Annotated in this window: 13 protein-coding genes; 7 read left to right on the plus strand and 6 right to left on the minus strand. The window is 49.1% G+C overall.

Annotated elements, in window-relative coordinates; genetic code table 11:
• Positions 1 to 130 precede the first annotated feature (130 nt).
• Positions 131 to 2113 carry a methyl-accepting chemotaxis protein gene (locus ACXAGX_RS11450; protein WP_474838436.1) on the plus strand — a complete coding sequence of 661 codons (1983 nt, stop codon included), beginning with the start codon at positions 131 to 133 and terminating at the stop codon, positions 2111 to 2113.
• Positions 2114 to 2241: 128 nt separating this feature from the next.
• A complete protein-coding gene (locus tag ACXAGX_RS11455; RefSeq protein ID WP_474823862.1) occupies positions 2242 to 2943 on the plus strand; it encodes a FadR/GntR family transcriptional regulator in 702 nt (233 codons plus the stop codon).
• Between the two features lie 7 nt (positions 2944 to 2950).
• On the opposite strand, the gene ACXAGX_RS11460 is transcribed toward ACXAGX_RS11455, so the two are convergent.
• Positions 2951 to 3853, minus strand: a complete 903-nt coding sequence (locus tag ACXAGX_RS11460; protein WP_474823864.1) for a LysR family transcriptional regulator — start codon at positions 3851 to 3853, stop codon at positions 2951 to 2953.
• A 178-nt stretch (positions 3854 to 4031) separates the two neighbouring features.
• Here ACXAGX_RS11460 and ACXAGX_RS11465 point away from each other — a divergent pair, with 178 nt between their 5' ends.
• The 4 genes from ACXAGX_RS11465 (at position 4032) to ACXAGX_RS11480 (ending at position 11138) form a co-directional block, all read left to right on the plus strand.
• A complete protein-coding gene (locus tag ACXAGX_RS11465) occupies positions 4032 to 5282 on the plus strand; it encodes an MFS transporter (RefSeq protein WP_474838438.1) in 1251 nt (416 codons plus the stop codon).
• A 3-nt stretch (positions 5283 to 5285) separates the two neighbouring features.
• Complete coding sequence (locus ACXAGX_RS11470) at positions 5286 to 6542, plus strand: gallate dioxygenase (protein WP_474838440.1); 1257 nt, start codon at positions 5286 to 5288, stop codon at positions 6540 to 6542.
• 9 nt (positions 6543 to 6551) lie between these two features.
• A complete protein-coding gene (locus tag ACXAGX_RS11475; protein ID WP_474838442.1) occupies positions 6552 to 8393 on the plus strand; it encodes a tannase/feruloyl esterase family alpha/beta hydrolase in 1842 nt (613 codons plus the stop codon).
• Positions 8394 to 8657: 264 nt separating this feature from the next.
• Positions 8658 to 11138: a TonB-dependent receptor gene (locus ACXAGX_RS11480; RefSeq protein ID WP_474823870.1), complete on the plus strand. Its 2481-nt coding sequence runs from the start codon at positions 8658 to 8660 to the stop codon at positions 11136 to 11138.
• A 60-nt stretch (positions 11139 to 11198) separates the two neighbouring features.
• On the opposite strand, the gene ACXAGX_RS11485 is transcribed toward ACXAGX_RS11480, so the two are convergent.
• From ACXAGX_RS11485 to ACXAGX_RS11500, 4 genes are all read right to left on the minus strand, one after another.
• On the minus strand, positions 11199 to 11354 hold the full coding sequence (locus tag ACXAGX_RS11485) for a hypothetical protein (protein ID WP_474838444.1): 156 nt from the start codon (positions 11352 to 11354) through the stop codon (positions 11199 to 11201).
• On the minus strand, positions 11342 to 11548 hold the full coding sequence (locus ACXAGX_RS11490; protein WP_474838446.1) for a hypothetical protein: 207 nt from the start codon (positions 11546 to 11548) through the stop codon (positions 11342 to 11344). Before ACXAGX_RS11490 ends, ACXAGX_RS11485 begins: the two co-directional genes overlap by 13 nt.
• Positions 11549 to 11570: 22 nt before the next feature.
• Positions 11571 to 11795: a hypothetical protein gene (locus ACXAGX_RS11495; RefSeq protein WP_474823874.1), complete on the minus strand. Its 225-nt coding sequence runs from the start codon at positions 11793 to 11795 to the stop codon at positions 11571 to 11573.
• A gap of 339 nt (positions 11796 to 12134) precedes the next feature.
• Positions 12135 to 12449, minus strand: a complete 315-nt coding sequence (locus ACXAGX_RS11500) for a DMT family transporter (RefSeq protein WP_474823876.1) — start codon at positions 12447 to 12449, stop codon at positions 12135 to 12137.
• 112 nt (positions 12450 to 12561) lie between these two features.
• Between ACXAGX_RS11500 and ACXAGX_RS11505 the strand changes: the two genes are divergently transcribed.
• Positions 12562 to 13425, plus strand: a complete 864-nt coding sequence (locus ACXAGX_RS11505; RefSeq protein ID WP_474823878.1) for a LysR family transcriptional regulator — start codon at positions 12562 to 12564, stop codon at positions 13423 to 13425.
• A 194-nt stretch (positions 13426 to 13619) separates the two neighbouring features.
• Here ACXAGX_RS11505 and ACXAGX_RS11510 read toward each other — a convergent pair whose 3' ends face one another.
• Positions 13620 to 14267 carry a Qnr family pentapeptide repeat protein gene (locus tag ACXAGX_RS11510; protein WP_070125973.1) on the minus strand — a complete coding sequence of 216 codons (648 nt, stop codon included), beginning with the start codon at positions 14265 to 14267 and terminating at the stop codon, positions 13620 to 13622.
• Between the last annotated feature and the right edge of the window lie 186 nt (positions 14268 to 14453).

The raw sequence follows: 14453 nt of genomic DNA on the forward strand, positions 1-14453 counted from the left end.
AGGAGAATTATTATTTTCAGCAAAACTCGCTGATTTCCTGACGCTTACTATACTTAGCTAAAAACACCTTTCAGCAAATTAAGTGGTGTTGCATATCGATACAGGCCGGAGGCCAGATAAGGAAAGTTTCGTGAATTTGCTAAAACGATTTTCGCTTGTGCAGTTAACACTGCTTAGTGCCGCATTACTGTTTTTATTCGCTTTGTTTTTGGTAGGAAAAAACATTCTTACCACAACTATCAAACTTAACGGTGCCCATGAGGATATTCAGCTTATTCGTCTTTTAGATGCGCTTGAAAAAACAGCACATCACCATGCGGTTGAACGTGGCTTGACGGCGGGCTTTCTTGGCTCTGGCAGTGATGAGGCGCGGGCAAAGATGCTTGCACAAAGAGACAAGGCCGATGTTGCGGAATCGCAACTTCAAGGTCTATTAAAAGAAGACTGGCCTGCTGAATTTGCGGTGTCCAGCAAAACCGCGGTGCTGTCGAAAATTCTGCAATCGAAAGGAAAGGTTCGTGGCGAAGTTAATAATCGCAATGGCAGTAATGCATTTACCTATTACAGCCTGCTGAATAAATCCGCCTTGGATGCGGTAACCTCCCTTACCTTCAATATTTCCAGCGCTCAAGCCGCGTCTGAACTGGCCAACGCGGTGCAGTTTGCCTGGCTAAAAGAGCGACTTGGCCAAGTACGTGGCAAAGTAAACGGAGTATTAGCTAAGCAATCGCTAAGTCAGGCTGCGCTATCTGACATCAGCAGTTATAGCAATGACATTGGCTATATTCACCGACAGCTTAAGAACATTTTATCCGGCCAGGAGCTTACCGCGTTTTCAAATGTCTCCGACTCGTCTAACAGCGGGCTTATGGAAAGTGTTGTAACGGCACTTCAGAAAGGCAATGTGGATTACACCGTACTGCCATCATCAGCCGATTGGTTTAAAGCTTCCACACAACAAATCGGCGCGGTAAAAGGCCTCCTTGACGAACAGTGGCGCACCATTGGAAACACTGCAGAAAAGAAAGCCAGCGATGCGGATTTCCAGCTTATCACAATCATAGTGCTTTCTATTATTGTTACGGTTTTAATCGGCGGTATTTATTTCTATATGATTTCAATGCTATCGAAACAACTTCAGAGCTTATCTGACAATCTGAATAGAGCCAGTGACGGCGATCTCACCGTCCGCCCGCAACTGAACAGTGATAACGAGCTGGGTGTCATTTCTGTTTACATTGAGAAGACCATTTCCAATATTAAAGATCTCATTGTGCATCTGAAAGAATCGTTGATTGTTTCGAACCGGATTGGCGATGATTTATATAGGTCGACGGAAGTGATTTTGCATGATGCCGACGATACTTCGAGCCGTGCAATGACAATCTCTTCAGCTATAGAGGAAATGGCGGCCACCAGTGAAGAAATCGCCCGAGCGACCTCTAACACCTTAGATGCCAGCCAACAATTGAAGGACATTGCGCAAAGTTCTTTGCAAGCCAACCGCAATATCAAATCTGCCATGCAAGGGCTGACCAAAGAGATGGACGAGGTGTCTGCGCAAGCGCAAACCATGGGGCAACAAATGTCCGAAATTGGCAGTATTATCAATACCATTAATAAACTCTCAGAGCAGACTAACTTACTTGCGCTGAATGCGGCCATTGAAGCAGCGAGAGCCGGTGAACACGGGCGTGGCTTTGCTGTGGTTGCTGACGAAGTGCGCCAACTCGCCACGGCCAGTCGTGAGTCCACCGACAAAATATCCGATCTGCTTGATAACCTGACCAATGTAAGTAACGCCGTGATTAGTGGCATTAACAGTAATAACGAGCGTGCGACCGCTTCACTGGCGACCACAGAAGAAGGTGAAAAGGCAGCAGAACAGGTTCAACGCCGTGCAGAAGAATTGGAGCAACAGGCAAATTCAATGTCTGCAGCGACAGAGGAACAATCTACTACTGCTCGCGACATCGCTAAAAACGTAACAAGTGTGCAGGAAGCTGCCACGCACGAAGCAAAAATGGCAGAGGCATTAAACCGGCTAGCTGAGGAGTTAAGACAAAATAATCAGGAACTCGACAAAACCATGGGGCATTTCCGCCTGCGTTGATACCGACAATGGTCGATGGACACCTCAAAGCTATCATGTGTCACCAATACTGGAATTGGCTTGACACTCTGGCCTATCTCGTTGAATGTTGTCAGTTAATCTAGTTAGTTAACTGACCACATTTAATAATGAAAGTAGAAGCCGTAAAAGTCCGTCGTTTATACATGGAAGTCGCCACGCAAATCGAAGCGCAGCTTCGCACAGGAAGTATAAAGCCGGGTGACCGTCTGCCATCTGAGCGCGATCTTGCGGTACGCTTTGAAGTAAGTCGCCCCACCATTCGCGAAGCCATGATCGCCCTTGAAATTGCTGGTTTGGTAGAAATTCGCACAGGTTCAGGTATTTACGCCCTTGAACAACACGAACTCAATGGTGCGCAACTCGACGATGCCCCTGGCCCCTTCGAAGTACTTGAAGCCCGTTTATTAGTTGAACCGGAAGTGGTGAGTTTAGCCGCAGCTCGGATTAGCGATGAACAGCTTGCTGATTTAGAAGAGGCGATTTGCACAATGGACAACAGTGAAGCCAGCGAAAAACAAAAAGAGCAGGCTGACGAGCGCTTTCACAGCACCATCGCCAGCGCGACGGGCAACAGTGCACTGGAATCTTACGTGAAATGGTTGTGGGGATTACGCAACCAATCAGCGCTCAGCTCCACCTTTCACCAGCGGCTCCGTGATTTAGGCGTTCACCCGTACGTTGACGAACATCGCAAAATTTATCACGCACTTAAAGCACGAGATCCTTCCCGCGCAAGATTGGCGATGTATGTTCATATCTCCAATGCGATTGAGCAAGACATGAATGCCCTAGAAACCGATAATAAATAGAGAAAGGCTAAATGGCGTTACAGGTATCGGTAAGAAAATCGATAAATGCCCGGGATTTGTTAGACAGCAGCCTGCGTGTAGGGTAAATCACCGAGAGTGTCGCGGCGGTCACATCAAAGTTCACTTTGGGGAACACTTCTTTCAGCGTGCCATCTGCCAGTTGTTTTTTACAATACTGATAAGGCACTAGCCCAGCGCCAAAACCGCTAATTACCGCATCCCTTACCGAAAGTGGATCATTCACCCGGAACACCTTTGAATATAAATCGATCTGACTTTTGGTTTGATCGATTCTTATCGGGAAACGACGCATGGCATATCGAGACTCTGCAATTCGGACGTGAGACTGCAGGTTAACCATTTCGTCATGCAGTCCCTCTGCCTGTACGTATGTAGGAGAAGCAACACAACACAACCGGCTGTGGTACAGCGTTTTCACAATCAAATCTGAGTCGTTAAGCGCACCGACCACCACCGCCAGATCGATTTGCTCTTTGATGATATCCAGCGCCTGATTCGTGACCACGATTTCAAGAGCGATATCAGGATAAAGCGCGGCAAACTCACTTAACCGCGGTGCCATAATTTCTCTGGAAAAGGCGATGGGCATTGCCACTGTGAGGCGGCCAGATGGGTGGCTCACAAGTCCCTGCATGGTGTGTGAGGCTTCATCAACCTGCTCCAGAATACGGATGCTTTCGCGATAAAACACCTCGCCTTCTGTAGTCAGACGTACGTTTCGCGAATTTCGCTCCAGCAGCCTTACACCAAGGGCTTTTTCCAGCTGACTGATGATTTTGCTGACTGAGGATTTCGGCAAATCCAATTGATTGGCAGCGGCAGAGATCCCCAGTGTTTCAGCCACCTGAACAAACACGGGTAAATGTTCAATATTCCACTTTCTTTCCACTGCCAGCACCTACTTTTCATTGTTTCCCAAATGCGAACAATGCGTTTCTTTTGAACAGATTGTTACAACATCTTAACACTAATAACATCCACTCTACTTCGAAAGCAAGTAATTAGTTGTAGCCATGAATCTGAATAAAATTATAAATACACCACGGCTTACAGGACTCCATCTGCGAGTGCTGGGAATTTGCTTCCTGTTAAACATGTTAGACGGCATGGATGTGCTGGTTATTTCATTCGCCGCGCCATTCATTTCTGATGCCTGGGATGTGTCACCGGGTGCGCTAGGCATTGTGTTTAGTGCCGCTCTGGTGGGCATGGCACTGGGCGCTGTGCTCGTTTCCCCCTACTCTGACAAGCTGGGCCGCAAGAAAATTATCGTCGGTAGCATTTGCACCATCACCGCAGGCATGTGGCTTACTGCCCTTTCAGATTCAGTAATCGAACTGGCCTTCTTCCGCTTTGTGGCGGGTCTCGGCATTGGCTCAATGTTGGCAAGCCTCACCTCGATGGTGTCGGAATATGCACCAGATAAATACCGGAATCAGGCAATTCTCATCCTTCACGCCGGCTATCCCATAGGCGCAATTATCGCCGGCTTTATGGCAGCACATATTCTGCCGCAATGGGGCTGGCAGCCACTGTTTGAAGTGACCGCTTTGATATCTCTGTGTGCGCTACCGCTGGCCCTGTTTTTATTACCCGAGTCGCTGGATTTCTTAATTTCACGGCAACCAGCCAAGGCTCTGGAAAAAGTAAACCGTATTTTACTCAGCTTAAGGCATACTGTGGTGTCCAGCCTCCCCCGTGTCGAAGCCGAAGCCACAACCTCTGCCAGACTATCCGCTCTGCTCACAAGCAATTTGCGCAGTGCTACGCTGCTGCTGTGGCTAGCATTCATGATGGCTTTTGCCAGCCTCTACTTTCTGTTGAGCTGGGTTGTGAAACTTGCCGTTGATGCCGGACTCCCCGTAGAAGATGCCATGCTGGCGGGGATCTCATTAAACCTGGGCGCATTCTTTGGCTCTGTACTGCTGGGATGGCTGTCTTCAAAAATGGGGCTTATCAGGGTTATTTCAGTGTTCTTCATTTTAGGTGCCATCGCGTCTGTGATGTATGGCACTGTCGACATGAATGTGGCCGGCGCCATCGTTGCCATTTTTGTTCTGATGTTTTTTGTGCAAGGCGGTTTCACCGGTTTATATGCTGTGGCGGCCCGCCTCTATCCCACGTCGATCAGAACCACCGGTGTTGGTTGGGCAATCGGGGCTGGACGCGTTGGTGCCGTCAGTGGCCCTGCATTGGCCGGTGTTCTGATTGGCGCAGGCATTCCCGTGGGATGGATGTTCATTATCTTCAGTATTCCCCTGCTGGTCGCCACAGCAACCATTCTCAAAATTAATCATCAACCCGTTAAAAAGGACTGAATCATGGCCAGAATTATTGGCGGCATCGGTGCCTCTCACACGCCAACCATTGGCTTCGCAAAAGACAGACACACCAAAGCAGACGCTCAATGGACCGGCACATTTGACATTTTTGAGCCCGTCACCGCCTGGCTGGAAGAGAAACAGCCTGACGTCCTGTTTGTGATTTATAACGACCATATCACCTCTTTCTTTTTCGACCACTACTCGCCTTTTGTTCTAGGTGTCGACTCAAAATACGAAACCGCTGATGAGGGTGGTGGTCCCCGCGAGTATCCGCCTGTAGCCGGACATGCTGAATTGGCCAGGCATATTGGCCACTCTTTGTTTGCCGATGAATTTGACTTGTCTTTTTTTCAAAACAAACCCGTTGATCACGGCATGTTCTCGCCACTTTCCATGATGACTGACCGCGGTAACGCCTGGTCAGGTGCGGTTGTGCCGCTTCAGGTGGGTGTATTGCAATTTCCAATACCCACCGCAAAGCGCTGTTTCAACCTCGGTAAAGCTTTGCGTAAAGCCATTGAAAGTTACCCTGAAGATCTTGATGTGGCGATTGTGGCAACCGGCGGTCTGTCGCATCAGGTGCACGGTGAGCGCTGTGGTTTTAATAATGAAGCCTGGGATGAGAAATTTCTGACCTTACTGGAACACGATCCCGAAGCGCTGACCCACATCACGCATGCGCAGTACGCAGAACTTGGTGGGATGGAAGGCGCGGAAGTTATTATGTGGTTAATTATGCGCGGCGCGTTATCTTCTAATGTTACGTGCGTGCATAAAACCACCCACTGCCCGTCGATGACCAATATGGCCACCATTATTTTTGAAAATCAAAGCCACACCAGTGAAGCCACCAGAGAAGCACATCGTATTCACGTTGGCCATCAGCTGAAAAACGTTGAGCAGATTGAGGGCACGCACCCGTTTACGCTGGAAGTCTCTCATCGTGCGTATCGCCTCAATGACTTCCTGCATCGTCTCATCGAACCTGCACATCGCCAGCGCTTTGTTAATGAGCCACAGGCATTATTTGAAGAATTCGACTTATCAGAGCAGGAGTGTGAACTGCTTGATCAGCGAGACTGGATTGGTCTTATTCATTATGGCGTAATCTTCTTCAGTCTGGAAAAGATGGCGGCAGTACTGGGTATGACCAACCTGGATGTGTACGCACAAATGAGTGGAAAAACACTGGAAGCGTTTTTGGAAACTCGGAAAGTCGCGATGACCTATTCGGTATCGGGCAAAAACAAATAAGGAACGCTTATGTTTTATCGACACAAAACCTCACTGGTCGTCGCTTGTATTGCTATTTTCAGTGCCTTTCTCAGCGCCTGCGGTCAGCAGGCAACTGATAAGAAATCAGAAGCTAAAAGCGAACTACCCGCTGCGGATTCCACATCATCACTGAACTCTCCACCATCATTGAACATCGTTACACCAGTAGCGAGCTGTGAAAGTCTGCTGACGTTCGATTTAACTGAAATCGGAGGTGAAGGTAGCAAGATCACATCGGCGTCAGAGCAAACCGCCAACGGCAAAACAAGCTGCGTGGTTGAAGGCACCATGGCGCCTGCAGTGGGGTTCAAAGTGACGCTGCCAAAAGATGCCTGGACGCAGCGCTTTATGCAACTGGGCTGCGGTGGTCTATGCGGTATGATAAACATGAATATTGGTGCTGCCGACGGCTGTACTGCCGTGAAATCTGATGAGTTTGTGTTAGCCAGTACAGACATGGGGCACTCGGGTATGGGCGGCGATTTTGGCCAGGACCCGCAGAAGCGCATCGATTTTGCCTATCGCGGTGTGCATATTACCGCGTTGGCGTCGAAAGCACTGATAGAAGAATACTACGGCCAGCCCGCAAAGTACGCCTACTTCAACGGCTGCTCTGATGGTGGTCGGGAAGCGCTGGTTGAAGCACAGCGTTATCCGGATGACTTTGACGGCATCATCGCCGGTGCGCCGGCAATGAACTTTTCTGTGCAGAACAGCTTCTTCCACGGCTGGCAGGCACGCTCGAATACCGGTGCCGACGGAAACGCCATCTTACACGCAGCAGATATGCCGGTACTTTATAACGCAGCCGTCGCGGCTTGTGACAAACAAGACGGACTTAAAGACGGCATTATTGCACAGCCTTTCCAGTGTGACTTTGATCCGCAGGTTACCCTATGCAAGGAAGGTGACAGCGAGAACTGCCTGACACAGGAAAAAATAGATGCCGCGAAAAAACTGTACGACGGCCCGAAAGATCCCGCCACCGGAAAGGCATTAACGTTGGGCGGCCCACAACCTGGCTCTGAACTGTCCTGGGTTGGCGTATATGTGCCGCGGGCAGGCAGCGAGCAGATATTCAGTACAATGATTGCTGATGGTGCGATTAAAAACCTGATTTATCAACATAATCCACCTTCAGAATACACCCTCGATGATTTTCAGTTCACCGAAGACAACTTCAATAAAATAAGGCCTCTGAACGGTTTGTACAGCGGCACAAACCCTAATATCAATGCCTTCCGTGAGCGCGGCGGTAAGCTGATCATCTGGCACGGAATGCAGGACCCGCATATTTCTCCGGTAAATACGGTTACCTATTATGAAGCGGCAAAAAAGGTATCTTCCGGCGGCAAGGACGTTGGTGATTTTATGCAGCTCTATTTATTTCCGGGCATGTATCATTGCGATGGCGGCACGGGTCCACATGATTTCGATTTACTCACCCCAATGATGGCGTGGGTAGAACAGGGCATAAAGCCAGAGGTGATTATTGCCAGTCATGACGGCACCGCAGGTAAACAGCATGCCGGCCCGCCCCGAAAAGACGATAAGCCAAAAGCCCCAGCGATAATGGGTTCACCTGACGGAAAAGCCGCGACGGTGGTAGACGTTAACTATGTGAAACGAAGCTGGCCCGTTTACCCCTACCCAACAGTTGCAGCGTACACTGGCGAAGGCGACTGGCGCGTAGCGGCAAATTACAAACCGGTTACGGAGCCATCTATGCCCTATTATGACTGGGCAGGCAATCGCTTTTTCAAGCCCGATAGCCAACTGAACTGCAGCGTGATTGAAGGTTCATTTCGCTGCGAAAAAGCCGCACACTAAATTTGCTTCCCTGCTGTGCTGTTGTTTGCACCAGCAACAATCTGACAGTGAATTAAGCCTCGTCATCTCCCAGAGATTCGAGGCTTTTTTATCACCGCATATTATCCCCGCCATTGTTTCCCATCGGCGAACAAACTGTTTCAATACGGCCAATTGTTACACCAAGTTAACGGTTTTAACATTTCAGACAAGTCTGGAGATCGCAGTTTCTGCTGCCTAACCAGACAAAAACAAAAATACATAAAACCATGAGCAGGTGTAACCATGAATCCTACCCAAACGAAGAAAGCGCGCTCTCCCGGTGCGGTATTATTTTCCCGCAAAGGTCTGGCTGTGGCCGTGACCATTGCTTTGCATGGCGGACTGACAAGCCTCGGTGCGTCGGCACAAACTGATGACAACCAAAATCAGGGCAAATATAAACTGGAAACCATAGAGGTAACTGCCCGTAAAGTGACTGAAAACTTGCAGGAAGTGCCTATTTCAGTGACATCATTCAACGGCGATGCTCTGGAACGCCGCCAAATCTCCGGTACTGACGACATCGGCAAAATTACCCCTAACCTGCAATTTACTAATAATGCGCCTTTAGCAGGTAACAATAATTCTTCGGTTGTGTTTATTCGTGGCGTAGGACAAATCAGCTCAAGGGCCAATACGGATCCGGGCGTCGGGTTGTACATTGACGATGTGTACATGGGACAATCCGTCGGCGGCACCATGGAAATGCGAGATATCGAAAGTGTTCAGGTACTACGCGGCCCGCAAGGTACCCTGTTTGGTCGCAACACTATTGGTGGCGCGGTTATCATTAATACGCAGCAACCCGGCGATGAATTTGGGGGCAAAGTCAAAGCCGGCATCGGCAGTGACAGCTTAATGGAACTCTCCGGTGCAGTGGATATACCCTTAGCAGATGACTTGTTCAGCCGCTTCACCCTTGGTACGAAAAAGCAGGATGGCTATGTTACCCGCGCCTACGACGGTCTGGATTTAGGTGACACCAATAACACCACTGCAACGGCTAAATTTTTATACGAACCCGCCGGTAACTTTACCGCTAAGCTAAATTTTGACTACACCGAAGCCGATGAAAACGGCTCTCCGCTGGTGTTTGCCGGTTACAACAACAATAACGACGTGAATGAAACTGGCGCGGCGGCCAACCCCGGCTGGTTTGCAGCAAACCAGAGTGTAGCGGCAGGTTGCAGCGACGCCTGGGTTGCACTGCCTGGTCCTCCTGGCCGCCCGGTCACGACCGCTGAAGGCTCGGCGCTGGACGTTTCAGGTCTTGTGACGGTGGGCGGTGGTCCCCGTGGTTACGTGGGTGAGAATACCGATTCGGCCTGTGCGAACAATCAGTGGAACAGCGGCCCGTTTACCAGCAATGGCACCGCAGAAGTTGGCAGTGAACTGAAAAACTGGGGGACATCTCTACACCTCGAATATGCCATAAACAGCGACTTGCAGCTTAAATCTGTTACGGCATACCGCGACTTAGCCTGGACCGGCAAACGGGATGCTGACAACACGCCATTTACTATCCTGCACACCGATTTTGATTCCTCAGGCGACCAGTTCAGTCAGGAACTGCAACTGACTTACACCGGTGATGACCTGTCGGCCATTGTCGGGGCGTTTTACTACACTGAAAAAGTGACGGACATTCTGACAGTACAGGTAGGCGACCGAGGTGACGGCTTTACCTGTGGGGAAGGCACAAACCGTTGCCACCTCGACAGCGACAACAATATCACCGATAACGAAGCCATGGCTTATTTTGCTCAGGCCACTTATGACCTCACCGACAAGCTGGCCGGTACGTTCGGTATTCGTTATACCTCAGAAACCAAAGGCTCAATTCCTGATCAGTTCGATTACGCCGACCCGGACACCAAATACCTGGAAAAGAAGCTGTATGAACATGACTTCTCGGCCACCACAGTGGCGGCGAACTTAAGCTATACGGTATCCAAAGACACCATGGTGTACACCAGCTATTCCGAAGGCTTTAAAGGCGGCGGTTGGAATTCAACCTTTAACTTCGCCCTTGAGCAGTCTGACCTTGACGCCGGACACCTGTTCGATCAGGAAGAAGTGAAAACCTATGAATTAGGCTTTAAATCTGACATTACCAGCGAATTCCGCTTAAACGGTGCGGTTTTCAGCTCTGACTATTCGAACCTACAATTCAGTTACCGGGTATTCATTGCGCCGTGGCTGTTCAATGCAGGAAAGGCTTCCATTGATGGTGCCGAACTGGAATTCACCTGGATCCCTCACGATAACTGGATTATCGAAGGCGGCTTAGGCTACCTCGATACGTCTATTGATGAAGCGGTTCAAATAGAAGTACCCGGCCGCCCGGTAAGTGCAGGGCCCGCAGAAGGCAATCAGTTACCTTTCGCGCCTGAATTACAAGGGAATATCGGTATTGGTTACTACGGCGAAATTGACGGCTACGGTATTCAGCCTCGCATTGATATTTCCTACAGCGACCCGGTATATTTTGATGCGGCAAACACCGAAGCCATTGCGCAAAACGATGCCTATACGCTGGTTGATATTTCGGTAGTTATCGAGTCGCCGGATATGGACTGGAAGGTAGCGTTGGGCATTAATAACGCCACCGATGAGATTTACCGCGTATCTGGTAACTCATCATTAGGTTCAGGCAGTGGCTATGCTGAAGCCGCCTACGCCAGACCAAGAATGGTATTCGCAAATTTAAGTTACGAGTTCTGATAAGCGAATACTTATCTACAGTGATAAAGGTGCGCTGATTTAAGCGCACCTCTCTTGTTATCAAAACACCCACACACCAAAGATATTCGCGGTAGGCGTACCACCATTGGTAAGGTCAGTTTCAAAAATCAGCTGCATACTGGCGTTGTCAGTAAAGTTATGGCCCACGGTAAATTTGATGATATCTGACGAAGCATTATCAATCAGGTTATCCACATTTTTGTAGTGCGCCCCACCAGCCAACCGGGGTGAGGCTGATAAACCACGCTACTTTCCATAGTTCTTTCTCTGTTTCCGCGGACATACGACATGCCCATTTGCCATTGTTCACCTGGCGCGCTGCCGGGCAGGATATAGCGGGTGAAGATCAGCGGTGCGGTTTCGTTAGTGGTAGAGACAATATCACTCACTTCCCAAAAAATCGGCGTGTCATCACTTCCCCAACTCGCAACCCGTTTGTGCTGTACCCCCCGTCCCAATTTGCCAGTTGTTATTAATGGAATACGCTGCGCGGATAGAAGCCACCTCAATCTGCTGTTTATTCAGGGTACCGATATTCAAATCCAGATAACTGGTTTGCACTGCCCAGTTTTCGTTAAGCGCCAGGTTAACACCGGCTACACGGGTCGAAATATCGGAAAAACCGCTCTCACCCAAAGAGAAAATTGATTCGCTAAAAACGCAGTTCCCTTTGCTGTTTCTTCTCAAACGACTACAAACACAACGCCGTTGGTCCCGACAACCGGACCACGATAACCGCCACCTCGAGTAAACTCAGTGAAAAAGGATTACCTGCTTACCTGGGTATCAGGCAGCAACATAAACAGCGATAATGTTACACACACTTCCCTGGCATGGCGAAACGTCTTATCTCAGTACAGCCTCAGCCGGTGGCTTTACTGGCGTTACTCTTGGCTTAGTGGCTACCACGGGCGATTAAGTACTCAGACTGCCATCATAGCATTTGACCGTGAGGTGATATTCACCTCACATTTTTCATCCTACTTTCAGCAGCACCACACCCGATATAATCAAAAATACGCCGATGTAGCGCAGCAGTGATGTTGGGTCGCCAAAGGCAAAAACGCCCACCAGAAACGTACCGGCAGCGCCTATGCCGGTCCATACGGCATACGCGGTGCCCAGAGGAATATCCCGTTGTGCCAGATACAGTAAGAAACCGCTGACACCCATAAATGCAATCGCCATGGCGATGCCACCCCATTTATACTGACCGCTTTGAGATAACTTCAGGCCTAGAGGCCAGCCAATTTCGGTTAACCCTGCCAGCACCAGATAAATCCAACTCATCGTTTTCCTCATTAAATGATGAACTATTGGGCGGCATACTATCTTTATTTATAATGAAGACCAGTTAGCAACCATCACTTTTACTGATATGTTAAACCTTGAGTATATCCGCATGTTCGTTATCACCGCAGAACAAGGCTCGTTTTCTGCCTGTGCCCGCAAGTCAGGGAAAGTGCAGTCGGCGGTAAGTCAGGCAATCAATAACCTTGAAATTGACTTAGGCGTGACATTGTTCGACCGCACATCCAGACAACCTATACTCACGGAAGCAGGAACACGCTTACTGAAAATGGCCCAGGGTCTGTTAGTGCAAGCTGATGAGCTGTCGAAAACAGCCGCGGCAATCAGTCAGTCTCAGGAAACGCGGCTGAGTATCGCCATCGACGACGGCATGCTGACACCTGCCATTTATGCGTTAATAGCCAGACTAGAAAGCCGGTTTTCTACACTGGAATTAGACTTCGCTACCCTTCCTTCTCATGATATCGCTCTCGCCGTTGAAAACGGTGATATTGACTTGGGTCTCATGTTTTCGGAAATTGAATCCATGAAAACCACAGACTTCTTCTTCGTTGCCAATGTACCTTTTATCGCGGTGTGTCACCCGTCACACCCCCTCGCAGATGCCTGCAAGATATCTTCAACGTCACTGCTACAGCACAAACAGATAGCCGTTCGCGGCAGCGCAAAACGTGAATCTCAATTCTTAATCAGCATGGCATCTAACGTGTGGTGGTGTTCAGGCTACCAGCACGCACTGTCACTACTTCTGCAGGGAATTGGCTGGGCGTACTTGCCAGCGTTTATGGCAAAAGATGCGCTGAAAACCGGCAAACTTACGCAAATGGACATGGTTTTTGATCATAAAACCTGGAGCGTGCCGGTAGACATCATCACGCCACGGGGACGCCAGCACGGGCCCGTGGTGCAATGGTTCAGTAATGAGTTAAAGAGGACGCTGGCAACTGAGTTTTGATTTGGCAGATCACGAAAGAAAAGCCACTGGTTCCCTGTTTCCCTAACGCCCCCGATGCGTTTCCCAATTCACCCTATCGTTGTGTGAATGTGTGAAGCCAATCTGACGCTCATATTCCATACAAGCTTTGCTTCTGAAGGCGGTGATATACGTTCTGCGTCAGCTACTGCTCTCGTTATGCGTTGTTTCTATCTCTAGCTCACCACCAACCCAAGAGGACTGAGCAGGGATTCCTGTTGCCAGTCGCAAATTTTCACGCCGGTTAAATCCATTCTGCGAATGTCGAGGCCATGTAAATCCACATGGCGGAGGTCACAGTTTTTCAGGCTGAATGTGCCCCAGCTGTCTGAAGAAAAATCTCCACGACTGAGGTCTGCACCATCCATACTCACGCCGCTGAGATTCGCGCCGCGCCAAATGTTTTCTGAGAGTTCGCATTTTTCGAAAAGCTGCCCCTCGAAGTCAACATAACTTAAGTTACAGCCGGTAATGAATACTGAGCAGAAGTAAGATTTTGTGGTAATGAAGTTAGCAAAAGACGCCTGCCTAAAATCAGCGCCTTTTAAATCACAGTCTCTGAATTCAGCGCCGAATCCGTCGGCGCCACGGAAACTGGCCAGTGCCAAACGACAATTTCGGAAGCTGGTATCGCGAATATCAGCAAATGAAAAGCTGCAACCTTTGTCGCCGTCGGAGGTGGTAAAGGCACAACCGGAAAACTCTGCGCCTGATAGTTTTGCACGGGTAAAGTCACAATCGATAAACCGGCAATTCTCGAATTTTACGGCTTCGAGGTCTTCATCAAAATGTTTTCCCTCAAACTGCTCGCCCTGGTAATGCATAGTGGATTTCCATGGATAATGCTTTGCTATTTAACGAATGCCCATCTGGGACGCGGAAGCTGCAAAGATTCAGATAACAATGGGCTAATAACATAGGTGAACTATTAAAATGTCAATAATAGGTTGTTAGTTAGCGAATTTAAAAACGCATAAATAAACCGCACCTGCTCAACTATCAGGTGCGGC

It is taken from the genome of Alteromonas sp. ABV4_515, assembly GCF_056160345.1.